A 21,663-nucleotide genomic window follows, 5' to 3' on the forward strand; every position below is an offset into this window, starting at 1 on the left:
AGAGGAATCAGTCCTCTTCCGGAATGACCGGATCGCCATTGACATGGGCGACGAGCACAGGCGACGCCTTGAAAGTCAGCACCCGGCGCGGCGTTATCGTCGCCTCGACGCCGGTCTTCGGATTGCGGCCGATGCGCTCACGCTTGGCGCGCACGTTGAAGGTCCCGAAGGACCGCAACTTTACGGATTCGCCGCGCAGCAAAGCTTCGCTGATCTCGTCGAAGGTCGCGTCCAAAATCTTCCGGGCTTCGGCGCGGGAAAGGGAAGGACAGCAGCCATAGACGGCTTCTCTCAGCGCCGCCCGAGTCAGCGTGCTGCCTGGAGCGGTTCTCCTTACCATGCGAAAAGAGCGCCCAATGCTTGTTTTGTCGGGACTGGGCTGGACACAACTCCCCCTCAAAGCTTTTGGCAATGGTCACTTGGCAATAAACGGGCGCCGAGCCCAGTAGGCTGATAGTACGCATAAACGACAGATTTGCAAGGGCGATCACGCGCTCTCCCGCCAGGCGGCGACGAGGGGCGACGAGCTTCGACTGAACCGGTACGGCAGGGTCAAACCGCCAGTTTCACCTTGTGTTGCGCCACCGGAATCATCGCCCGGACCTTACGAATGCGGTCGACGTCGACATAGGAGGACACGAGCCCCGGCCCTTCCGACGCTTTCGCGACGACATGTCCCCAGGGATCGGCGATCAGAGAATTGCCGTAAGTGAAGCGCGTTTCGTGTCCCGCCTTATGCGCGCCGGTCTGCGCAGGGGCGCAAAGATAGGCTTGCATCTCAATCGCACGCGCGCGGCACAGCACTTCCCAGTGATCCTTGCCGGTGACGAGCGTGAACGCGGCCGGCAAGGCGACGATGTCGGCGCCCTTATCGGCGAGCGCATGGAATAGATATGAAAACCGCAGATCGTAGCAGATGGCGCAACCGACGGTGATGCCCTCGCAGTCGTAGGTGACGACGGCGTCGCCCGGCTTGAACGCGGCGCTCTCGTGATATTTGGCCCCGTCCGGCGCGGTGATGTCGAACATGTGGATCTTGCGGTAGCGCGCGACCTCCTCGCCTTCCCGATTGAAGGCGACGCTGGTGTTGTGCAGCCGCTCTTCGCCTGGCGTCTTTTCGAGAATGGAGCCGGCGTGAATGAAGACCTTATGCTCACGCGCGAGCGTGCTGCACATCTCGTAAGCCGGGCCGCCGGGAAGCTCCTCGGCCGCCGCCATCTTCTCGGCGCGCGAGCCGCCGATGAAGTCGAAGACCTCCGGCAGGCAAATCCAGTCCGGACGCTCCTGGACCACGGCGCGCTCGATCAAGGCGCGCGCATTGGCGAGATTCAGCGCCTTGTCGCCAACGGAATTCATTTGAACCAGAGTGACCTTCATCGTCCGCTCGATATTTTCGCGATTGCTCCTGCGACTCGCAGTCGTCCTAAGTAACAATTTAGGTCCAATCGCGCTAGCGCGGCAAAGCCGGCGAAGGGCCGAGATCGCGGAAACCGCCGCGCAACGCTGCAATGCAAAATTCGACCATTTGCGCGCTCGTCGGAGTCGGTCGGTCCGCGCATTCGACCATCAGCCGCGGGTGGCAGTAGCGAATACAGGCGGCGTGCACGAGACGCGCCGCAAGCTGCGCGTCGCCGTCGGCGAATTCGCCGCTCTCCATGCCCGAGCGGATGACGTCCTCGATCGCGGCGTCGATGCGATCGATGTGATCTGAAATGATCGGCCAGTTCTCGTCGAGCGCCGCTTCCACCATATCATGCAGCTTGCGGTCGGCGACATAGCGCTCCTCGTTCATCGCCTCGTTCGAAAGGATGAGCGCCCGCAGCCGCTCCTCCGCCGAACCATGCCCCTGCGCAATGCTCTGCGCCGCCTGTTCGACCTCATGCATGAGATGCTGCGCGACGGCGGCGTTGATCTCCGATTTGGCGCTGAAGAAGCGGTAGACGTTGCCCGGCGACATCCGCAGTTCGCGCGCGATGTCGGCCACCGTGGTCTTCTGGAAGCCGATCTCACGGAAGAGCCGCTCCGCCGTGGCGATGATTCTTGCCCGCTGCTCGGTCTCGCGCGCGCCCTGCGCGCTCTCTCCCACCACGCTCATTCGGCCGCCCCCCTCGCATAGCCGTCAGCCAGCGCGTCGATCCGCGCGCCCTCGGTTTCGGCCAGCCCCTCGCTGAGGTGACGGCGGAACCAGGTCGCATAAAGCGCCGGCAGGAACAGAACCGTGAGAAAAGTGGCGACAAAAAGCCCGCCCATGATCGTCAGCGCCATCGGTCCCCAGAAGGCGGAGCTCGACAATGGAATCATGGCGAGGATGGCCGCGAGCGCGGTGAGCGCGACGGGCCGGACGCGCCGTATCGTCGCGCCGATAATCGCTTCTCGATAGTTCTCGCCGCGCTCGAGATCCTGTCGCACCTGGTCAACGAGGATGATCGAATTGCGCATATCCATGCCCGAGAGCGCAATTAGTCCGAGCAGCGCGACGAAGCCGAATGGCGCATGGGCGACGTTGAGCGCGAGCGATGCGCCGATGACGCCGAGCGGCGCGCTCACCATGACGAGCGCGACGCGCGTGAAATTCTGCAGCTGGAACATCACGATCGTCAGCATGACGAGGCCGACGAGCGGAAACACCGCGAAGATCGAGGCGTTGCCTTTCTTAGATTCCTCGATCGCGCCGCCCATTTCGATGCGGTAGCCCGGCGGCAGGCTTTCGCGAATCTGCGCGAGCCGCGGCCAGATGCGCATCGTCGCGTCCGGCGCCTGCACGCCGTCCTTGACGCCGGAGCGCACCGTGATGCTCATGTCGCGATTGCGCCGCCAGAAAATCGGCTCCTCGTGGTCGTAGACGATCTTCGCGACCTGCGAGACGGTCACCGCCTTCCCGTCGCGCGAATAGATGACCATGTCGCCGATTCTGGAGAGATCGCCGCGCTCCTGCGGAACCGCGCGCGCGACCACTTCGACCTGATCGACGCCGTCGCGCAACGTCGTGATCGTCACGCCGGAGATCGCCAGGCGAAGCCTGCTCGACACGTCCTGCGGCGTCAGCCCGAGGAGCCGCGCGCGATCCTGATCGATGACGAGGCGCACGCGCGGCGTCTGCTCGTTCCAGTTCAGATGCGGATCATCGACGCCTTCGTCGCCGCGCATGACGTCGCGGACCTGATAGGCGATGGCGCGCACCTTGGCGGGATCGGAGCCGACGACGCGAAACTGCACGGGAAAGCCCACGGGCGGGCCGTAATAGAAGCGATCGACGCGGGCGCGCGCCTGCGGCAAGGCGCCGTTGGCGATCGCCGCCTCGAGCTTTTTCTTCAAGCGTTCGCGCGCCTCGATGTCCTTGGCGACGATGACGATCTCCGAATAGGCTTCATTCGGCAGCTGCGGGTTGAGGCCGAGCCAAAATCGTGGCGGACCCTGCCCGACATAGCTCGTATAGAGCGTCGCGTCCGGATCGTCCTTGAGCAGCGCCTCGGCCTGCTTCGCGGCCTCGAGCGAGGCGCCGATCGACGAGCCTTCCGGCAGGCGCAACTGGAAAAAGAGCTCCAGGCGCTCGGCGTAGGGGAAAAACTGCTTCTGCACGACGAAGAAGCCGAAGACGGCGAGCGCGAAAACGCCAACAACGCCGGCGATCACAACGCCGCGGTAGTCGACCGCCCAGGTGACGACGGCGCGCAGCCGCCGATAGAACGGCGTCTGATAGATTTCATCCGGATCGTGGTGCGGATGCAGCTTCGCGAAATCGGGAAGCAGCTTAACGCCGAGATAGGGCGTGAACATCACCGCGACGAACCATGAGGCGATCAGCGCGACGAGCAGCACCCAGAACATCGATCCCGTATATTCGCCGACCCCGGAATTGGCGAAGCCGACAGGCAGAAAACCCGCGGCGGTCACGAGCGTGCCGGTCAGCATCGGAAAGGCGGTCGAGTCCCAGGCGAAGGTCGCGGCTTTGATCCGATCGAAGCCCTGCTCCATCTTCACCATCATCATCTCGACGGCGATGATCGCGTCATCGACGAGAAGGCCGAGCGCGATGATCAGCGCGCCAAGCGAGATGCGCTGCAGATCGATGCCAAGCGGGCCCATGAAGATGAAAACGATGGCCAGCACCAAAGGCACGGAGAGCGCGACGACGATGCCGGTCCGAAAGCCGAGCGACAGGAAGCTCACCCCGAGCACGATCACCAAAGCTTCGAGAAAGGACCGCGTAAATTCGCCGATCGCCTCCTCGACGACCTTCGGCTGATCGGCAAACTGATCGATGTCGATTCCAAGCGGCGTTTTGGCGCGCATCTCTTCGACCGCCGCACCGACGTTCTCGCCGAATTTAAGGACGTTGGCGCCCTTCGCCATCACGACGCCGACGATAATCGCCGGCCTACCCTTGAAGCGCGCGAGAAAACTCGGCGGATCCTCGAAGCCGGAATAGACGTTGGCGATGTCGCCGAGGCGGATCACCTTGCCGTTCGCCTCCACAGGGATCGCGGCGATGGCGTCGGCGCCTTTGAGATCGCTCGTCACCTGGACCCGCACGCGGTTCGACGAGGTCTCGAACACCCCGGCCTCGTCGATGGCGTTCTGCTTGGCGAGCGAATCGAAGACGGCCTGAGGCTGGATCGCCAGGCTCGCGAGCTTCGCCTCGCTGAATTCGACGAAGATGCGCCGTCCCTGATCGCCGTAGACGTCGACCTTGACGACGTCCGGAACCGAGAGCAGCCGTTGGCGCAGCGCCTGAACGACCTTGTCGAGGACATGATAGTCGGCGCCATCGCCGGTCACCGCATACATCACCGTATCGACGTCGCCGTATTCGTCATTGACCTGCGGGCCGCGCACGCCGGCCGGAAGCGTCGGCGCGATGTCGTCGAGCTTCTTGCGCAGCTGATAGAAAAGCTGCGGCACGTCCTTTGGCGGCGTCGTGTCCTTGAAGGTGACCTGCATCGCCAGAAAGCCAGGCTTCGTGTAGGTCTCCATCTTGTCGAGGAAGGGAAGCTCCTGAAGCTTCTTCTCCATCAGATCGGCGACTTGATCGCGCATCTCCGTCGCCGTCGCGCCAGGCCAGGAGGCGGTGACGATGGCGACCTTGATCGTGAACGACGGATCCTCCGCGCGGCCCAGCCGCATGTAGGAATAGACGCCGGTCACGCTGATCGCGAGCATCAGAAAGAGGATGAGGGTCGGGCGCTGCACGGCCCAACGCGAGAGGTTTACGCCAGCCATCGCCGGTTCCTCAGAGCGACTGCCGCGACATCGCGCGGACTTTCATATTCGGATCGAGCTTGTGGACGCCGAGAACGACGATGTTGTCGCCGTCCTTGACCCCGCCCGCGACAAGCGCGGAGTCGGCTTCGAGGCGCACCAGGGTGACGGGAACGAGCTGCAGATTCCCTTCGCCGTCGACCTTCCAGAGGGAAGGACCTGTCCCCTGATTGTAGATCGCAGACAGCGGCACGCTCACCACAGGCTGCGAATCCGAGCCGGAAATATGCAGCGTGGCGCTCATGCCGAGCGCGATGGCCGAATCCGGATTGAGAATGGAGAAACGCGCGGCGAAGGTGCGCGTGACCGGGTCGGCGGCGGGGCTCAATTCGCGCAGCTTGGCGCGATAGACCGCGCCGGGCTTCGACCACAGGGTCAACGTCGCCTCGCCCTTTCCCGCCGCCGCCGCGAACGCTTCCGGCAAAGCGACGGCGGCTTCCAGCTCGCCCGCATGCGCGATGCGCACGGCGGGCTGTCCCGACGAGACCACCTGCCCTGGATCGACCAGCGTTTGCGTGACGACGCCGTCCGCCCCGGCGCGCAGCGTTGCGTATTCGAGCGCATTGCGGGCGAGTTCGACCGCGCGTTCGGCTCTTCGGAAGCGCCCGCGCGCCTCCTCGCCGCCGGCGCGCGCGCGATCGAGCGCCGCCTGAGCGATCCACCCCTTGCTGCGCAGTTCCGCGGCGCGCTTTTCGTCGGCCAGGGCCTGCGTCTGCGCCATGCGCGCGGCGGCGAATTCGGCGTCGGCCTGCTCCTTCTGCAGCCGCAAATCCTGCTCGTCGAGCGCGGCGATTGGGTCGCCCGCCTTCACCCGCTGTCCGACTTCGACGAAGCGCTTGACGACCTTTCCGGCGACCCGGAAACCCTGGTCCGACTCAACCCTCGGACGGATTGTGGCGACAAATTCGCGCGCTTGCGACTGGGCGGCGTAACGGGCCGGCGCGACCAGCACCGGCCGGTCGCTGTGCTCGCCCGCCTCGGCGGCGCGCTGATCCTTCGAATCACAGGCGGCAAGCCCCGCCGCCAGAAGCGCGGCGAGCGCATGAAAGGCCGAGCGATAACTGAACATCACGGGCGCCGTTCTGTTGACGAGAGCCCATGCAGGGCTCCGGCTGACGAATTTCAATAATCGTCACTCATCACACGTTAGTCAACCGTCAAGGCGCGCTCGGCCGTGGCGGAGCTTTCCGCGAGCCCTCGAAAGGTCGCCAAACGAGGCCGGATGTGGACGTCCGCGCCTTGTCGCCATGAAATGATTCTTCTATATGCGGCCTGCTCTTGCGGCCGGGTGAGCGCAACACAATCTTGGGAGAGCTAGCGCGGAGGATCGCGCGGCGGGCTCATGGCGAGCCGCCGTCCTTCGCCTTTGAACCGGACCGCTTCGGGGTCCGGCGTTCACCAGCGAAAGGAAATAGATATGGGCAAAATTATCGGCATCGACCTCGGCACGACCAATTCCTGCGTGGCCGTCATGGAAGGGTCGAGCCCCAAGGTCATTGAGAATGCCGAAGGCGCAAGGACGACGCCTTCAATTGTCGCCTTCACCGACGACGGCGAGCGTCTCGTCGGCCAGCCGGCGAAACGCCAGGCGGTGACCAACCCCGACAAGACATTCTTCGCGATCAAGCGGCTGATCGGCCGCACCTATGACGACCCGATGACCAAGAAGGACATGGGTCTCGTTCCCTATAAGATCGTCAGAGCAAACAACGGCGACGCCTGGGTGGAGGCCGCCGGCAAGCAGTATTCGCCATCCCAGATTTCGGCCTTCATCCTGCAAAAGATGAAGGAGACGGCCGAGTCCTACCTCGGTCAGACCGTCACGCAGGCGGTCATCACCGTCCCCGCCTACTTCAACGACGCCCAGCGCCAGGCCACGAAGGACGCCGGCAAGATCGCCGGCCTCGAGGTGCTGCGCATCATCAACGAGCCGACGGCGGCGGCGCTCGCCTATGGCCTGGACAAGAAGCAGTCGGGCACGATCGCGGTCTACGACCTCGGCGGCGGCACCTTCGACGTGTCGATCCTGGAGATCGGGGACGGCGTCTTCGAGGTGAAGTCGACGAATGGCGACACCTTCCTCGGCGGCGAGGACTTCGACATGCGCCTCGTCGAATATCTGGCGGGCGAGTTCAAGAAGGAGCAGGGCATCGACCTGACGAAGGACAAGCTCGCCCTGCAGCGCCTTAAGGAGGCGGCGGAAAAGGCCAAGATCGAGCTTTCCTCGGCGACGCAGACCGAAATCAACCTGCCTTACATCACCGCCGACGCGACCGGGCCGAAGCATCTGACGCTGAAGCTCACCCGCGCCAAGTTCGAAGCGCTCGTCGACGATCTCATCCAGCGCACGGTCGAGCCTTGCCGCAAGGCCCTGAAGGACGCCGGACTGTCGGCGGCCGACATCGGCGAAGTGGTGCTCGTCGGCGGCATGACCCGCATGCCCAAAGTGCAGGAGGTCGTGAAGCAGTTCTTCGGCAAGGAGCCGCATAAGGGCGTCAACCCCGACGAAGTCGTCGCCATCGGCGCGGCGGTGCAGGCGGGCGTGCTGCAGGGCGACGTGAAGGACGTGCTGCTGCTCGACGTGACCCCGCTGTCGCTCGGCATCGAGACGCTCGGCGGCGTGTTTACGCGCCTGATCGACCGCAACACCACGATTCCCACCAAAAAGAGCCAGGTGTTCTCGACGGCCGATGACAATCAGACGGCGGTCACCATCCGGGTCTTCCAGGGCGAACGCGAAATGGCGGCCGACAACAAGCTGCTCGGGCAGTTTGATCTCGTCGGCATTCCGCCGGCCCCCCGCGGCATGCCGCAGATCGAGGTCACTTTCGACATCGACGCCAACGGCATCGTCAACGTCACGGCGAAGGACAAGGCGACCAACAAGGAGCAGCAGATCCGCATCCAGGCGTCGGGCGGCTTGAGCGAAGCCGACATCGACAAGATGGTGAAGGACGCCGAGACTCACGCCGCGGAAGACAAGGTCCGTCGCGAGCTCGTCGACGCCAAGAATCACGGCGAAGCGGCGATTCACGCCGCGGAGAGGTCTGTCGCGGAATTCGGCGACAAGGTCTCGGCCGCTGACAGGAGCGCGATCGAAGCGGCGATCGCGTCGCTCAAGAGCGCGATCGAAGGCGACGGCGTCGACGCGATCAAGGCCAAGACCAACGAACTCGCGCAGGCCTCGATGAAGCTCGGCGAGGCGATGTACAAGGCGCAGCAGGCCGAGGCCTCAAGCGCCGGCGCCGCCGAGGCGCCGAAGGACGACGTCATCGACGCGGAGTTCAAGGACGTCGGCGACGACAAGAAGTAAGCCGGGACTGGCCATAGCCGCTCTGATACGGTAGCGAAACGGGAACCCGGCGCAAATAGCGCCGGGTTTCGTTGCGTTCATGTCGCCGCACTCAGCAGAAATTGAGCATGTCCAAACGCGACTACTACGAAGTTCTGGGCGTCAGCCGCACCGTGACGGAAGTCGAACTGAAAATCGCCTTCCGCAAGGCGGCGATGCAGTGCCATCCCGATCGGCATCCGGGCGATCAGCAGGCGGAAGCGCGTTTCAAGGAATTGAACGAAGCCTACCAGTGCCTGTGCGACCCGCAGAAGCGCGCGGCCTATGATCGTTTCGGCCACACGGCGTTCGAACAGGGCGGATTTGGCGGATTTGGGGCCGGCGAAGGCTTTGGCGCCTCCATGGCTGATATCTTCGAGGATCTGTTTGGCGACGTCATGGGTCGTCGCGGCCGCTCGGGCGGCCGCGAACGCGGCTCGGACCTGCGCTACAACATGGAGATCACCCTCGACGAGGCCTATCACGGCAAGACCGCATCGCTGAAAATCCCCACCTCGGCCACCTGCGAGGCCTGCTCGGGCACGGGCGCGAAAAAGGGCTCGAAGCCCAAGACCTGCGCCACCTGCGGCGGCATGGGACGCGTCCGCGCCCAGCAGGGATTTTTCGCGATCGAGCGCACCTGTCCGGCCTGCCAGGGGCGCGGCGAGATCATCGAGAACCCCTGCCCCTCCTGTTCCGGAACCGGGCGCAAGACGATCGAACGGTCGCTGTCGGTCAATGTGCCGCCCGGCGTCGAAGACGGGACGCGCATCCGGCTCGCCGGAGAGGGCGAAGCGGGCCTGCGCGGCGGCCCGGCCGGCGACCTCTACATCTTCCTGTCGGTGAAGCCGCATCCTTTCTTCCAGCGCGATGGCGCGGACCTCTACTGCCGCGTGCCGATCTCCATGGTGCGCGCGGCGCTCGGCGGCGAGATCAAGGTCCATGCCCTCGACGGGTCCGAGGTGAAGCTCAAAATTCCGGAAGGAACCCAGTCGGGACGCCAGCTCAAAGCCAAGGGCAAGGGAATGCCGGTGCTGCGCGGGCGTGATCACGGCGATCTGCACGTGCAGATCAGCGTCGAGACGCCGCAGAAGCTCACTAAGCGCCAGAAGGAGCTGCTCGCGGAATTCGAGGAGGAGTCCTCGCACGACACGCATCCCGAGGAGACCGGCTTCTTCGCGCGAATGAAGGACTTGTTCGGGGGCTAGCGCGCATTTTTTTAATACCACGCGCTTCCGGGCGACGACGTCAGATCAAATGCGCAGGGCAATTTGCCCGAAAGCTTTCGGGCGCGCTTCCCAGGCGTCGCGGCGGCGATTGTCGGACAGTCTGAGCTGGTCCTCAGCGGAGAGCCGACATGCCGCAATCTGTTTTCGACGACACGAACATTGTTTGGCGACGCATCGACGGCATTGCGCACCTTGCCTATTCCATTCTCGACATAGACGCGACAAACCGCATCGCGCATGTGCTGCTCAAATTCGACGCGAACCAGCAAATCATCCTGCATCGCCATCGCAGCTTGAACAAAACCTTCGTTATTCAGGGCGAGCATCGGCTGTACCATCCCGACGGTCGTCTGACAGAAGCGCGACCTGCCGGGCGCTACACGGTGAGCCCGCCCTCGGACGATCCGCATCGCGAAGGCGGCGGGGATCAGGACGTCATTGTCCTCTTTGCGATCTATGACGACAATGATCCTGTCTATGAACTTCTCGACGATGCGCAGAACAGCGTTGGCGCGTTGCGTTTCGACGATTTCATCGCGCTAAGCGCGCAGTAGAGTGCAGGCGCGGGAGGACTCCATGTCCAACATTTACGGCGCGGCGCATCGCGCGCTTCAGGATGAGTTTGACACGCGCCGCCTCGCCGATCTGATGGAAGGCGGCGTGATGCACGCCGAATTCGCGCCGCATGAAATCGATTTCATCCAATCGCGCGACATGTTCTTTCTCGCCACGGTGGATCCGTCGGGACGGCCGACGGTCTCCTACAAGGGCGGCGCGACTGAGTTTGTGCGCGTCACCGGACCGAGCGCGCTGATCTTCCCCTGGTATGACGGCAACGGCATGTTTTATTCGGCCGGCAATCTCGTCGAGACGTCGAATGTCGGACTGCTGTTCATAGACTTTCTGAGGCCGAACCGCTTGCGCGTGCAAGGCGCGGCGGCGATCTCGCGAGACCCGGCGCTTGTTGCGTCTTATCCGGGCGCGCAATTCCTTGTCAGCGTCGCGGTCGAGAGCGTCTGGGTCAATTGCCCGCGCTATATCCACGGCTATCAGAAGATCGCTGACTCGAAATATCTGCCGGATGCAGAGGGCGATGCGCCGTTGCCGGGCTGGAAGCGGCTCGATCTCGCTCAGGACGCGTTGACGCCCAAGGATCGCGCCGCCGTCGATGCGGCCGGCGGCGTCATCGATCTGGACGCCTATGGCGGCCTCATCGCGAAGGGCGAAGGGTAAGCTTCGCAACAAGCTCGGGCAGCCTCATGCTCAAGCCTCTGCGACATCTCGGGGCGGCCTCGGCGACAGGAATGCATCCGGCGCCGCCGTCCTCACGCCCGCTGCGTTGTCTTTGACGCGCGGCTCTCCTATCATCCGCCGAAACGGCCCTCGAAAGCGGGGGCCGTTTGCGCGTCTCTAACGCGCGCGGATCGGGAGGGGGCGCTTTGTCACAAAGATCGCAGAAGGCCAACGGGCGCGCGAAGCTCGTCGACAACGCGCGTTTCATTCGCCAGTGGATCGAGAATCCGCGTCTCATCGGCGCCGTTTCGCCGTCGGGTCGCGCGCTTGCCAAGACGATGGCCGGCTTCGTCGAACCGGACAAGGACGGGCACATCATTGAACTCGGCCCCGGCACCGGGCCGGTGACGCAAGCGCTGCTCGCCCGCGGCATCGCGCCTGAGCGACTTGTGCTCGTCGAATATGAGAGTCGTTTCTGCCATCTGCTCTCCGAACGTTTCCCCGGCGTCAACATTGTCCAGGGCGACGCTTACGGGCTCAAGGCGACGCTCGACGGCAAGGTCCCGGGAAAGATCGCGGCCGTCGTCTCCAGCCTGCCGCTCCTGGTGCGCCCCGAGCGCGATCGGGTCGAGCTGTTGAACCAGGCCTTCGAGCTGATGGGCGACGACGGGCTTTTCATCCAGTTCACATACGGCCTGACCAAATCGCCGATGCCGATGCACGCCCGCGGCGTCAACGGCGCCTATGTCGGCAAGGGATCGCCGCCGATCGTGCTCAACATTCCGCCCGCACGCGTCTGGCGCTACCGCAAGGCGGGCTACGCCGGCTTTGCCGGAAAGCGGAAGGCGTGACGGCGCAGGAGCGCTTGATCGTCGCGCTCGACGTCGAAAGCGTCGCCGACGCTCGGGCGATGGCGGCCGCTCTCGGCGAGACGGTCTCTTTCTATAAGGTCGGGATGGAGCTCGCCTATGCGCCCGGCGGCTTCGACTTCGCTCTGGAGCTGCAGGCGGCGGGCAAGCGCGTCTTTCTGGACCTGAAGCTCCATGACATCGGCGTCACGGTGGAGCGCGCCACCCGGCAGATCGCCCGGCTTGGCGTCGATTTTCTGACCGTCCACGCCTTTCCACAGACGATGGCGGCGGCGCGCCAGGGCGCGTCGGCGGGCGCGCTCAAGCTTCTCGCCGTGACGGTGATGACCTCCTATGACGACGCCGACCTGAAAGAGGCGGGCTACGCCTTGGGCGTCGCCGAGCTGGTCGCGCGCCGGGCCCGGCAGGCGCAGCAGGCGCGCGTGGACGGCCTCATCCTGTCGCCGGTGGAGCTCACAGCCATCAGGCCCATCGTCGGCTCGGACATGCTGCTGGTGACCCCAGGGGTGCGGCCGGAGGGCGCCGACGCCGGAGACCAAAAGCGGATCATGACGCCACGAGAGGCGATCGCCGCTTCCGCCGACTATATTGTCGTCGGCCGGCCGATCACACGCGCGGCCAATCCGGTCGCAGCGGCGGCGGCCGTGATAAACGAGCTTGCCGGCGCCTGACCGGAGTTCTCCGCATGCCCTACGCGAGCAACGCCGATCTGCCCGAAAACCTCCAGCGCATCCTTCCTGAGCACGCGCAGGACATTTATCGCGAGGCCTTCAACCACGCCTTCGCCGCCCACCGCAACGATCCGCGACAGGAGGAGGCGGCGCATCGCATCGCCTGGGCGGCCGTCAAGCGAAGCTACGTCAAGGTCGAGGACCGCTGGATGAGGCGATAACGCCGCGAACGCCTGCGCCAACTGGCCTAGCTTGAGCGCCAGTGATAAAAGGCCAGCTTGCGCCGGATCTCACCCCGATTCGCCAATGCTTGCGACATCCATCTCCGTCATCGGACTGTTTGCCTGGCTTTATCTCCTCACCCTGCGCGGCGGTTTTTGGCGGCTCACCGAGCATGATCGCAATCTAGCGGTCAAAGACGCGGCCGTTCCAGCGACCCGGGTTGTGGCGATCGTCCCCGCCCGGAACGAGGCCGACGTGATCGAAGCGAGCCTGTCCTCGCTCTTCGCTCAGCAGGTCCATGGCCGCTTCGACATTGTCTTGGTCGATGACGAGAGCGACGACGGCACCGCCGAAACGGCGCGCCGCTGCGCGGCCGCGCATGGCGCCCTCTCCCGGCTGACCGTTCTTTCCTCGCGCGGACCCGACGCCGGCTGGACGGGCAAGCTCGCGGCGATGCAGAGGGGATTCGATCACGTGCGGAGCCTGCCGATCGAATTCGATTTCGTGTTGTTCTGCGACGCCGACATCGAATTCTCGCCGCATGTGCTCGCCCGGCTCGTCGCGGGCGCCCAGACGCGCGGCGCGGTGCTGACCTCGCTTATGGTCAAGCTTCGCTGCGAAAGCGTCGCCGAACGCTGGTTCGTCCCCGCCTTCATTTTCTACTTCCAGAAGCTTTATCCCTTCCGTCACATCAACGATCCTGAACATGCAGCGGCTGGGGCCGCAGGCGGGGTGATGCTGTTACGCCCCGACGCGCTCGCGGCGGCGGGCGGCTTTCGCGCCATCCGCGGCGCGCTGATCGACGATTGCGCGCTCGGCGCGCTGATGAAGGCGCAGGGCCCGATCTGGCTGGGGCTGACCGAAGACGTCCACAGCCTGCGGGCCTATCCGCGTCTCGCCGACATCTCCCGGATGGTGGTGCGCTCGGCCTATGCCCAGCTGAGCTACTCCCCTTGGCGTCTCGCCGGGGCGCTCACCGGCATGGCCGCCGCCTATCTCGCGCCCCCCTATCTGGCGCTTTTCGGCGAATCGCCGGCGCGTGAGACGGCGCTCGTCTCCTGGCTCCTGATGGCGCAGGCCTATATGCCCACGCTGCGCTTTTACGGCCTGTCGCGGCTACGCGCCTTTGCTTTGCCTGGCGTCGCGGCATGCTATACGTGGTTCACGGTTGAATCGGCCTGGCGGCACCTGAGGGGCCGCGGCGGCGAATGGAAAGGCCGCTATCAGGCGCCGCGCACGCAAGCGGCGCCGCAGCGATTCGAGGCGCCCGGCGAGATCGAGGCGAACCGTCACATCGAGGTTTAAGGCGCGCGAGCGCCGTGGAGCGGCAATCGGCGTCATATGGACATTGCGCGGACGAGTTCGGGAAAGACCCATCGCGACGAGAATTTTCCCGTCGCTTCCTTTCTGATTGCGCCGCGCCATCGCGCGCCGATCCTCGCCTTTTACGATTTCGTCCGCGCCGCCGACGACATCGCCGATCACCCGACCCTTCCCGCGCAGGAGAAGCTCGAGCTTCTGGACGCGCTCGACGCCGCTCTGATCGGAAAAGCGGAAGTTGACGCGCCGGAGGCGCGCCGCCTGCGCGAGGTAAGTCAGGAGCGGCGCCTCGACCCGCAGCACGCGCGCGATTTGATCGCCGCCTTCAAGCGTGATGTGACGCAGCTGCGCTATCGCGACTGGGACGACCTCATCGACTACTGCCGCTATTCGGCCATGCCCGTTGGCCGCTTCGTCTGCGACGTCCATGGCGAGGATCCCGGCCGCGTGTGGGATGCGAATGACGCGCTCTGCGCCGCGCTGCAGGTCATCAACCACCTGCAGGACTGCGGCAAGGACTACCGCGATCTCGACCGGGTCTATCTGCCGCAGGACTCGCTCGCCGCGCATCGCGCCTCGGTCGAAATGCTTGCGCGGGAAAGAGCGCCGCCGCCGCTGCTCGCCACGATCCGCGAAGTGAACGAGAAGACCGCGAAGCTCCTCGCCCGGTCGCGCTCTTTCGCCGATCTCATCGACGACACCCGACTCGCCATGGAGGTCGGCGCCATTCAGACTCTCGCCGAACATCTTGTGGCGCGGCTCGCGGTCGCGGACCCGCTCGGCGAGACGGTCCATGACGGCAAGTTCGGCTTCGCGGTGAAGGGCGCGACGGGCGCGCTCGGCGCGCTTTTGCGCCGCATCTCGCGGCCGCGCCGCGCCGCGACCGCGACCGTCGCGAGGACGCGCCAATGACAATGGACGCGCTTGTAGATTCCGCGGCGCTGCGCACGCGCGCCATCGCGACCAAAAGCTCGTTCTATCTCGCGATGCGCATCCTCGAGCCGGCGCGCCGCGACGCCATGTTCGCCATCTACGCCTTCTGCCGCGCCGTCGACGACATCGCCGACGATGAGGGCGACCGCGCGCTTCGCCGCGCCGCGCTCGACCAGTGGCGGGCCGATCTCGACGAACTCTACGCCGGCCGCATCCGCGCGCGCGTGAGCTTTCTCGCCGAACCCGTCCGCCGTTTTCGCCTGGACCGCGCCGATTTCGAATCGGTGATCGAGGGCATGGCCATGGATGTCGAAGAGGACATTCGCGCCCCGGACTGGGAGAAGCTTGAGCTCTATTGCGACCGTGTGGCGAGCGCGGTCGGGCGGCTGTCGGTGCGCGCCTTCGGACTCGCCGAAGAAGAGCCGAGCGCCGACTGCGAACTGCCGACGGCGCCGAAGCTGCTCGCCTATCACCTCGGCCGCGCGTTGCAGCTCACCAACATCTTGCGCGACCTCGACGAGGACGCCGCGCGGGGACGGTTGTATCTGCCGCGCGAGGCGCTCGAATCCGCCGGCGTGACGAGCTTCGCGCCGCACGCCGTGCTGTCGCATGAGTCGCTCGAAGAGATTTGCGCGCCGGTGCTCTGCCGCGCGCGCGAACATTATGACCAGGCGGATCTGGTGATGGCGGGGCTGCCGAAGCGCGCGGTAAAGGCGCCTTATATGATGGCGGCCGGCTATCGCTCGATCCTCGACAATCTCGCCGCGCGCGGCTTCGCGCCGCCGCGCGCCCCGGTTCGCGCGTCGCGAGTCAGGCTCATCAGCGCCTTCTTCAGACACGCCTTCACGTGAGCGGAACGACCCATGTCGTCGGCGCGGGCCTCGCCGGGCTCGCTTGCGCGCTGCGCCTTGCTGACGCGGGTCGCCGCGTCGCGGTTTACGAGGCGGCGCGCATGGCCGGCGGCCGCTGCCGCTCCTATTTCGACGCGTCGCTCGGCCTGACGATCGACAACGGCAATCATCTGCTGCTTTCCGGCAATTGGGCGGCGCGGGATTACGCCAAACGCATCGGCGCGAGCGGCGCGCTCGTCGGCCCCGACGAATGCGCCTTCGATTTCCTCGACGCGCGCAGCGGCGAACGCTGGATGCTGCGCCCCAACGCCTCGCGCATTCCCTGGTGGATTTTCTTCGCCGAGCGGCGCGTTCCCGGCACGCGGCCGCTCGACTATCTCGACGCTGGAAGGCTTCTCTTCGCCAGGGACGGCGCGACCATCGGCGAAACCATGCGCTGCAACGGCCCATTGTGGGAGAAGCTCTGGCGGCCGGTTCTGCTTTCCGCCCTGAACACCGAGCCGGAAGAGGCCTCCGCCGCGCTCGCGGGCGCGGTGTTGCGCGAGAGCCTCGCCGCCGGCGGCGACGCCTGCCGGCCGATGGTCGCGAAAGGCGGCCTCGGCGAGGCGCTCATCGAGCCGGCGCTGCGCACGCTGCGCGCCAAAGGCGTCGAGCCGCGCTTCGGCGCGCGCCTGCGCGAGATCGCCTTCGACGGGTCTCGTGTCGCCGCGCTGCGCTTCGGCGATGCTGAGGAGACGCTGCAAGAAGGCGACTCGGTCGTCCTGGCGACGCCGCCCTGGATCGCGCAGGAGCTTGTTCCCGGACTCGTCGCGCCCGACGATTTTCGCGCGATCCTCAATGCGCATTTCAAGATCGCGCCACCGCCGGGTCAGCCGCTGCTTCTCGGCATGATCGGGACGCTGACAGAGTGGCTGTTCGCCTTCGACGATCGGCTGTCGGTGACGATCAGCGGCGCCGACCGGCTGATCGATGAGCCGCGCGAAGCGCTTGCGACGAAAATCTGGGCCGAGGTTTCGGCCGCGACCGGCCTGCCGGCCGAGCCGCCGCCGCCCTGGCAGATCGTCAAGGAAAAGCGCGCCACCTTCGCCGCGACGCCGGCGCAGGAGAAGCGCCGGTCGGATGCGAAGACGTCGTGGCGCAATCTGCACCTTGCCGGCGACTGGACGAACACCGGCCTACCGGCCACGATCGAAGGTTCGATACGCTCCGGCTATAAGGCGGCGGAGCTGGCGAGCGCCTGACTAGGCCGCCGCGAGCGAGCGAACCGCGGAGCCGGAGGGACCTCCATGGTGAAGAATTTCGACCATCTGACGATCGTCGTGAACGACGTCGACGCCGCCAAGAAATTCTTCGCGCTGCTGGGTTTCCGCGAAGCGGCGTCGGTCGTCATCGCCGGCCCGCCCTTCGACAGCTATATGGACGTTCCCGGCATCAAGGCCGAGCACGTCACTCTGGTTCTGGAGAATGTTTCGCCGCGAACGGAAATCCAGCTGCTGAGATATCTCAACCCGCAGCCCCTGCCCGATCCCGCCATCCGTGATCTGCACAGGATCGGCTTCAACCACGTCTGTTTCGCGGTCGACGATATCGAAGCGGAGGTCGCGAAAATAAGGGCGGCCGGTTTTCGAACGCGAAACGAGGTCATGACTTTCCACTCCCGCAAGCTGGTCTTCATCGACGGGCCTGAGGGCGTCACTGTCGAACTCGCGCAGTGGGTCTGATGACCAAAAGAGCGGCGGGCGCAGCTTTCCGCGCCCGCTCAGCGCTTACGCAATCTTCTTGTGCAGATCGGCGATATAGGCCGCCGTCTTTTCCGCCGCGGCGACGACCTGCTTCTTTGCGACCGGCAGATAGTCTTTCGCCTCACATGGGGAAGTTCGGGTCAAGTGGGCTGCGTCAATGGCGCATGAATAAAACTCCAGTGGCTGTTTCGGTATCCAAGGTCTGAGCCCGACTGCATGACGCTGCCCGTTTCCGAGCACGATCAACCTCACATTCGGTCGCCGTTCGCGACGGCTGCACCAAGATCCCGCTTGCGGCGGGTCTGGGCTCAGGATGACGAAACCATTCTTGAAAGCGGCTTTTCAAGCCATGCGAAAGTGCGGTTCGTCTACCTGGATCCGCAATATGCGGATTCGGTCAATGTTCCTTGTCAGGCGGCTTTCATCACGGCTCCATCGATGACGACGCCGGCCGTCACATATTTCCACAACGCCACCAGTAGCTTTCGCGCCAGCGCCACGATGGTTGTCTTCTTCAGACGACCGCCGTTGCGCTTGACTCGTTCTTCGAACCACAGAGCCAAGGCCGATTGCGGCTGATGGCGCAGCCAAAGCCAGGCGAGTTGGATAAGCGTTGTTCGCAGCCGTGGGTTGCCCGATTTAGAAACGCCCTGCTCGCGATCCACTGATCCGCTTTGCCAGGGCGTCGGCGCCAAACCCGCGTAAGCAGCGACCTGGCGGCGATTGTCGAAGTGTCGGAACAGCCCTTCCGCCCAGAGGACGGCAGCGAACTCGGGCCCGATGCCCTTGATGGCGAGCAACATCGCGGCCGGTTCTGGCGCACCGACTCCTTGTGGGATCAGCAGCGCATCCCGCTCGGCCTCCACCACCTTGACCTGCTCGAGCAGCAGTTCGAGCCGATCGAGTTCACGGCATATCTGAGTCTTGAGATGCGGCGGAAGCCGACGGCCATCGCCCGTGCTCAGCAAGTCGAGTTGTTCCCGACGATCACGACGCAACGGCTCGTAGCCGAACACGCCTTGGGAAAACAGCAATCCTTTGATGCGATTTACGTGCTTGACCCGCTCGGCGATCAGCACTTTGCGCTCGCGGCAAAGTCGGCGGCGGTCTTCTTCCTCGGGAGCCGGCGCTTTGACCATTGCACACACGCGAGGTTCGCCGCGCTTGTACGCCAAGAGCGCGCGAAGCAGCGCCTCACCGTCGATCCTGTCGGTCTTCGCGCGTCGCCGCCGGCGTGATGTCGCAATCGAGGCCGGATCGACGACGTGGCTCTCAATCCCTTCATTCTCCAGCGCCCGATGAATCCAGAAGCCGTCCAGTCCGGCCTCTTGAATGACGATGATCGAGAACGATTTCCCAGTCCGCGCCAACGCCTTCTGCTTAAATTCCAAAAAGCGCGCCAGCAGCGCATCGATGTCCCCGGCAGGCAGAGTGTGCTTCGACATCTTTCCGCCGCCGCCCGGCAAAAGCGACGTGATCAACCAAGTCGAGCGGCTGAGTTCCAAAGAGATAAAAATCGCGCCAAGATCGGTATGGATGGCGCCCGGCGTTTCGGGGCGATCAGCTCTAACTTGCATGGCCGTCTCCAGAGTGGGTGGTCGCAACCTCACTCTGCCAGAGCGCCGGTCGCTATCCACCTCCCCATGGAATCTTGAGAAGCGCCGGCTGCAGCTCGCTCCACGCCTTTTGCGTCAACGGATGCGTCTTCAGCTTCGTCCACTCGGCGCGCAGATCGAGATCGGCAAGCCAGGAGAGCGCCTTCTGCGTCGCCGGATGCGCCTTCGCCTTCTCGAAGGCGCCCTTGACATCGAGCGTCGAGAGGTAGGCGAGCGCGCTTTTCAAACCCGCGTCGGCATGATCTCGCGCGACCGGGAGATATTCGATGAACGTCGCTGCGCCGCGCTTCGCCTCGCGCAGGGCGATCGCCATGAACGCATTCGCCTGGCGCAGCGCGATTTCCGTCAGCGCATTCGCCTTCAGCAACGCGTAGAGTCTCGCGTTCAGCTTGCGGAGATCGGCTTCGAGCCGCGAGATCGTATACTCCTGCTGCCTGGTCTCGTTGACGACGCGCTCATGCAGCGCGCTGACGCGTTGCAGCTCCGTGCTGACGCGCAGCAGCTCGCTGTCGAGCCCGCTGACGTGATCCTTGATGGCGTCGACCATCTCGAACGAAAACTTGCCGGCCGCGAGGTCGGCCAATGCGCGTTCGCCTTCCGTTTTGGTAGCCATGTTCTCTCCTTAAAAAACCCCTGCGAGGACCATCGGCGGGGGACGGTTAACACTTCGTTTCCATCGCGGCAAAAGCGGCTGTTTTTCCAACTGTCTCGTCACACGCTCGCTTGGGCGCAGCAATGACGGACGTCGGCGCCGGCGAGCAAATCACGGAGCCCTGGAGCCGAACTCACACCCGCCGCGACAGCGAACGCAGGAAGCCCTGCATTTCATCAGTGAGATCCGTCTCGATCGCCGGCGCCATCTTCAGCAGCATATTGGCGACGAACGCCTGATCGTTACGCGTCTCCGCGAGGCATTCCTGCAGTTGCGGGACGCTGTCTTCGATATGCGCCAGGAAGGCGACGCCCTTTTCCAGCGTCTCGGTCCATTTGGCGCGCGTCCACAAAGCCAGCGGATAGACGATCTCGTGCACGAAGTTCGATTTACGCGCTTTCTCGAAAAAGCGCAGGCCGGCGTTCCAGTTCTCACGCGCGCGCATCGGCGGCGGCGGGATGTCGCCGGCGAGCATCTTTTGCGCGGCCTGCCCCACATGATCTTCGAGACTCATCGGCGAAGCGATGGGCGAACGAAAGCTCCACAGCGCGGTCGAGCCCGGAAAATCCTCGCCGAACTGCTCGGCGAGCGCGGCGTCGACCTTCGACACCGCATCCTTGTCGCCCTTCAGCGCCGCCGTCATGCAGAAGGCGAAGAGCGCGTCTCCGCCATAGTTCGCCGCCGCCGCGCCCTTCATCTGCTGTGCGGTCAGCTTGGGCGTGACGCCGTCCGCAGGGATCTCGGCGTCTCCGGCCCGCAGCGCCGTAGTGAAACTCGTGATCTCGAGCCAGGGCGTGTAATTGGCGATGAAGGCGTCGGGATCGACGCGCACAATCGCGAGGTTGAGCGGTTGCTTGCGCTTTTGCAGTTCGGCCATGTCGGTCATGGAGCGCCTTTCATTCTTCGGCAAGCAGCACGCCGGTGAGGCAGACATCGCCGTCATCGATGACGAGTTTGATCGGCGTAAGCCGTTGACCCTGACAGGGGCCGATGAAGCAGTGGCCGGTGTCGATGTCGAACTGCGAATGATGCCTGCCGCATTCGAGGAAATTTCCCTCCTCGTCCATGAACTGGCCGGGCTGCACGTCGAGCCGCGTTCCTTCATGCGGACAGGCGTTCTCGAAGCCGTAAAAATTATTGCCCTTGCGCGTGATCAGGATCGGATAGGGCGCGGCGTCGCCGCTCGCCTCGGCCCGCATCAGCACGAATCCCGTCGCCTCGGCGTCCTCGATCTCGTCTGTCCGACAAATCACATAGAGTTCGTCCATCGGCTCTCCTTTCGGACAAAGTCGCACGCCTTGGGCGAGAAGAGGCGCCCTCCCCTGCCCCGTAGCAAGCGACGAGCCAGACGACTTGACGATATAGCCAATTCACTATAGCCAGTGCGGGTCGGCGCGAACGGCGCCTCGCAAACCTCAAGCCGATATGACCGAAGACACGACCGCCCCGAAAGCGGCGCCAGCCGACGACCATCTCCTCAAGGCGCAGCTCGTCCGCAAAATCGAAGCGCTGATGAAGGAGCGCGGGTTGAAGCAGGTGCAAGCCGCTGAACTTTTCGGCGTGAAGCAGCCCGACGTGTCGAAGCTGCTGCATGGCGATCTGCGACAGTTTTCGCTTGAACGGCTGCTGCGGTTTCTCGTCGCGCTCGGACAGGATGTCGAGATCGTCGTGAAACCGCATCGTGAATCGGCCAAGGCCGCGACGCTGAGCGTCGCCTGACCGGAAGAACTAAAGA

The 21,663-nt window shown here is 64.5% G+C and carries 22 protein-coding genes; 13 read left to right on the top strand and 9 right to left on the bottom strand.

Annotated features, from left to right (window positions below; genetic code table 11):
- Window positions 1-7 precede the first annotated feature (7 nt).
- From AC0X69_RS07720 to AC0X69_RS07740, 5 genes are all read right to left on the bottom strand, one after another.
- The gene (locus AC0X69_RS07720) at window positions 8-340 is read right to left on the bottom strand and encodes an integration host factor subunit alpha (RefSeq protein ID WP_482612885.1); all 333 of its coding nucleotides are present in this window, start codon (window positions 338-340) and stop codon (window positions 8-10) included.
- A gap of 212 nt (window positions 341-552) precedes the next feature.
- Complete coding sequence (locus AC0X69_RS07725; RefSeq protein ID WP_482612886.1) at window positions 553-1,377, bottom strand: carbon-nitrogen hydrolase family protein; 825 nt, start codon at window positions 1,375-1,377, stop codon at window positions 553-555.
- Window positions 1,378-1,450: 73 nt separating this feature from the next.
- On the bottom strand, window positions 1,451-2,095 hold the full coding sequence (locus AC0X69_RS07730) for a TetR/AcrR family transcriptional regulator (RefSeq protein ID WP_482612887.1): 645 nt from the start codon (window positions 2,093-2,095) through the stop codon (window positions 1,451-1,453).
- Window positions 2,092-5,220 carry an efflux RND transporter permease subunit gene (locus AC0X69_RS07735; RefSeq protein WP_482612888.1) on the bottom strand — a complete coding sequence of 1,043 codons (3,129 nt, stop codon included), beginning with the start codon at window positions 5,218-5,220 and terminating at the stop codon, window positions 2,092-2,094. The genes AC0X69_RS07730 and AC0X69_RS07735 overlap by 4 nt, the downstream gene beginning before the upstream one ends.
- A 10-nt stretch (window positions 5,221-5,230) precedes the next feature.
- Window positions 5,231-6,328, bottom strand: a complete 1,098-nt coding sequence (locus AC0X69_RS07740; protein WP_482612889.1) for an efflux RND transporter periplasmic adaptor subunit — start codon at window positions 6,326-6,328, stop codon at window positions 5,231-5,233.
- Window positions 6,329-6,676: 348 nt separating this feature from the next.
- Here AC0X69_RS07740 and dnaK point away from each other — a divergent pair, with 348 nt between their 5' ends.
- From dnaK to AC0X69_RS07800, 12 genes are all read left to right on the top strand, one after another.
- On the top strand, window positions 6,677-8,572 hold the full coding sequence (gene dnaK / locus AC0X69_RS07745) for a molecular chaperone DnaK (protein ID WP_482612890.1): 1,896 nt from the start codon (window positions 6,677-6,679) through the stop codon (window positions 8,570-8,572).
- Between the two features lie 107 nt (window positions 8,573-8,679).
- Window positions 8,680-9,798 carry a molecular chaperone DnaJ gene (gene dnaJ / locus AC0X69_RS07750; RefSeq protein WP_482612891.1) on the top strand — a complete coding sequence of 373 codons (1,119 nt, stop codon included), beginning with the start codon at window positions 8,680-8,682 and terminating at the stop codon, window positions 9,796-9,798.
- Window positions 9,799-9,947: 149 nt separating this feature from the next.
- A complete protein-coding gene (locus AC0X69_RS07755) occupies window positions 9,948-10,373 on the top strand; it encodes a regulator (RefSeq protein ID WP_482612892.1) in 426 nt (141 codons plus the stop codon).
- 22 nt (window positions 10,374-10,395) lie between these two features.
- Window positions 10,396-11,052: a pyridoxamine 5'-phosphate oxidase family protein gene (locus AC0X69_RS07760; RefSeq protein WP_482612893.1), complete on the top strand. Its 657-nt coding sequence runs from the start codon at window positions 10,396-10,398 to the stop codon at window positions 11,050-11,052.
- A 206-nt stretch (window positions 11,053-11,258) separates the two neighbouring features.
- Complete coding sequence (locus AC0X69_RS07765; protein WP_482612894.1) at window positions 11,259-11,903, top strand: class I SAM-dependent methyltransferase; 645 nt, start codon at window positions 11,259-11,261, stop codon at window positions 11,901-11,903.
- Window positions 11,900-12,592 carry an orotidine-5'-phosphate decarboxylase gene (gene pyrF / locus AC0X69_RS07770; protein WP_482612895.1) on the top strand — a complete coding sequence of 231 codons (693 nt, stop codon included), beginning with the start codon at window positions 11,900-11,902 and terminating at the stop codon, window positions 12,590-12,592. Before AC0X69_RS07765 ends, pyrF begins: the two co-directional genes overlap by 4 nt.
- 14 nt (window positions 12,593-12,606) lie before the next feature.
- On the top strand, window positions 12,607-12,813 hold the full coding sequence (locus AC0X69_RS07775) for a ChaB family protein (RefSeq protein ID WP_482612896.1): 207 nt from the start codon (window positions 12,607-12,609) through the stop codon (window positions 12,811-12,813).
- A gap of 85 nt (window positions 12,814-12,898) precedes the next feature.
- The gene (locus AC0X69_RS07780; protein WP_482612897.1) at window positions 12,899-14,119 is read left to right on the top strand and encodes a glycosyltransferase; all 1,221 of its coding nucleotides are present in this window, start codon (window positions 12,899-12,901) and stop codon (window positions 14,117-14,119) included.
- Window positions 14,120-14,155: 36 nt separating this feature from the next.
- Complete coding sequence (gene hpnC / locus AC0X69_RS07785; protein ID WP_482612898.1) at window positions 14,156-15,046, top strand: squalene synthase HpnC; 891 nt, start codon at window positions 14,156-14,158, stop codon at window positions 15,044-15,046.
- Window positions 15,043-15,918, top strand: coding sequence for a presqualene diphosphate synthase HpnD (gene hpnD / locus AC0X69_RS07790; RefSeq protein WP_482612899.1), 876 nt, complete (start codon window positions 15,043-15,045; stop codon window positions 15,916-15,918). The genes hpnC and hpnD overlap by 4 nt, the downstream gene beginning before the upstream one ends.
- Complete coding sequence (hpnE, locus tag AC0X69_RS07795; protein ID WP_482612900.1) at window positions 15,915-17,159, top strand: hydroxysqualene dehydroxylase HpnE; 1,245 nt, start codon at window positions 15,915-15,917, stop codon at window positions 17,157-17,159. The genes hpnD and hpnE overlap by 4 nt, the downstream gene beginning before the upstream one ends.
- Before the next feature lie 45 nt (window positions 17,160-17,204).
- Window positions 17,205-17,639 carry a VOC family protein gene (locus tag AC0X69_RS07800; protein WP_482612901.1) on the top strand — a complete coding sequence of 145 codons (435 nt, stop codon included), beginning with the start codon at window positions 17,205-17,207 and terminating at the stop codon, window positions 17,637-17,639.
- A 431-nt stretch (window positions 17,640-18,070) separates the two neighbouring features.
- Here the strand turns inward: AC0X69_RS07800 and AC0X69_RS07805 are convergent, their stop codons facing one another.
- From AC0X69_RS07805 to AC0X69_RS07820, 4 genes are all read right to left on the bottom strand, one after another.
- Window positions 18,071-19,237: an IS110 family RNA-guided transposase gene (locus AC0X69_RS07805; RefSeq protein ID WP_482608713.1), complete on the bottom strand. Its 1,167-nt coding sequence runs from the start codon at window positions 19,235-19,237 to the stop codon at window positions 18,071-18,073.
- A 52-nt stretch (window positions 19,238-19,289) separates the two neighbouring features.
- Complete coding sequence (locus tag AC0X69_RS07810; protein ID WP_482612902.1) at window positions 19,290-19,889, bottom strand: hypothetical protein; 600 nt, start codon at window positions 19,887-19,889, stop codon at window positions 19,290-19,292.
- A 172-nt stretch (window positions 19,890-20,061) separates the two neighbouring features.
- On the bottom strand, window positions 20,062-20,814 hold the full coding sequence (locus tag AC0X69_RS07815; protein ID WP_482612903.1) for a hypothetical protein: 753 nt from the start codon (window positions 20,812-20,814) through the stop codon (window positions 20,062-20,064).
- A gap of 10 nt (window positions 20,815-20,824) precedes the next feature.
- Window positions 20,825-21,196 (bottom strand): Rieske (2Fe-2S) protein, encoded by a 372-nt coding sequence (locus tag AC0X69_RS07820; protein ID WP_482612904.1) that lies wholly within the window; start codon window positions 21,194-21,196, stop codon window positions 20,825-20,827.
- 157 nt (window positions 21,197-21,353) lie between these two features.
- Between AC0X69_RS07820 and AC0X69_RS07825 the strand changes: the two genes are divergently transcribed.
- Window positions 21,354-21,647, top strand: coding sequence for a helix-turn-helix domain-containing protein (locus AC0X69_RS07825; RefSeq protein ID WP_482612905.1), 294 nt, complete (start codon window positions 21,354-21,356; stop codon window positions 21,645-21,647).
- Window positions 21,648-21,663 lie beyond the last annotated feature (16 nt).

The sequence above is a fragment of the Methylocystis sp. Uni0008 genome, assembly GCF_056838045.1.

Coding starts and splice junctions, on each gene's coding strand:
- AC0X69_RS07720 (WP_482612885.1), bottom strand. CDS start 340: ATGGTAAGGAGAACCGCTCCAGGCAGCACGCTGACTCGGGCGGCGCTG.
- AC0X69_RS07725 (WP_482612886.1), bottom strand. CDS start 1,377: ATGAAGGTCACTCTGGTTCAAATGAATTCCGTTGGCGACAAGGCGCTG.
- AC0X69_RS07730 (WP_482612887.1), bottom strand. CDS start 2,095: ATGAGCGTGGTGGGAGAGAGCGCGCAGGGCGCGCGCGAGACCGAGCAG.
- AC0X69_RS07735 (WP_482612888.1), bottom strand. CDS start 5,220: ATGGCTGGCGTAAACCTCTCGCGTTGGGCCGTGCAGCGCCCGACCCTC.
- AC0X69_RS07740 (WP_482612889.1), bottom strand. CDS start 6,328: ATGTTCAGTTATCGCTCGGCCTTTCATGCGCTCGCCGCGCTTCTGGCG.
- dnaK (WP_482612890.1), top strand. CDS start 6,677: ATGGGCAAAATTATCGGCATCGACCTCGGCACGACCAATTCCTGCGTG.
- dnaJ (WP_482612891.1), top strand. CDS start 8,680: ATGTCCAAACGCGACTACTACGAAGTTCTGGGCGTCAGCCGCACCGTG.
- AC0X69_RS07755 (WP_482612892.1), top strand. CDS start 9,948: ATGCCGCAATCTGTTTTCGACGACACGAACATTGTTTGGCGACGCATC.
- AC0X69_RS07760 (WP_482612893.1), top strand. CDS start 10,396: ATGTCCAACATTTACGGCGCGGCGCATCGCGCGCTTCAGGATGAGTTT.
- AC0X69_RS07775 (WP_482612896.1), top strand. CDS start 12,607: ATGCCCTACGCGAGCAACGCCGATCTGCCCGAAAACCTCCAGCGCATC.
- AC0X69_RS07780 (WP_482612897.1), top strand. CDS start 12,899: ATGCTTGCGACATCCATCTCCGTCATCGGACTGTTTGCCTGGCTTTAT.
- hpnC (WP_482612898.1), top strand. CDS start 14,156: ATGGACATTGCGCGGACGAGTTCGGGAAAGACCCATCGCGACGAGAAT.
- hpnD (WP_482612899.1), top strand. CDS start 15,043: ATGACAATGGACGCGCTTGTAGATTCCGCGGCGCTGCGCACGCGCGCC.
- AC0X69_RS07800 (WP_482612901.1), top strand. CDS start 17,205: ATGGTGAAGAATTTCGACCATCTGACGATCGTCGTGAACGACGTCGAC.
- AC0X69_RS07805 (WP_482608713.1), bottom strand. CDS start 19,237: ATGCAAGTTAGAGCTGATCGCCCCGAAACGCCGGGCGCCATCCATACC.
- AC0X69_RS07810 (WP_482612902.1), bottom strand. CDS start 19,889: ATGGCTACCAAAACGGAAGGCGAACGCGCATTGGCCGACCTCGCGGCC.
- AC0X69_RS07815 (WP_482612903.1), bottom strand. CDS start 20,814: ATGACCGACATGGCCGAACTGCAAAAGCGCAAGCAACCGCTCAACCTC.
- AC0X69_RS07820 (WP_482612904.1), bottom strand. CDS start 21,196: ATGGACGAACTCTATGTGATTTGTCGGACAGACGAGATCGAGGACGCC.
- AC0X69_RS07825 (WP_482612905.1), top strand. CDS start 21,354: ATGACCGAAGACACGACCGCCCCGAAAGCGGCGCCAGCCGACGACCAT.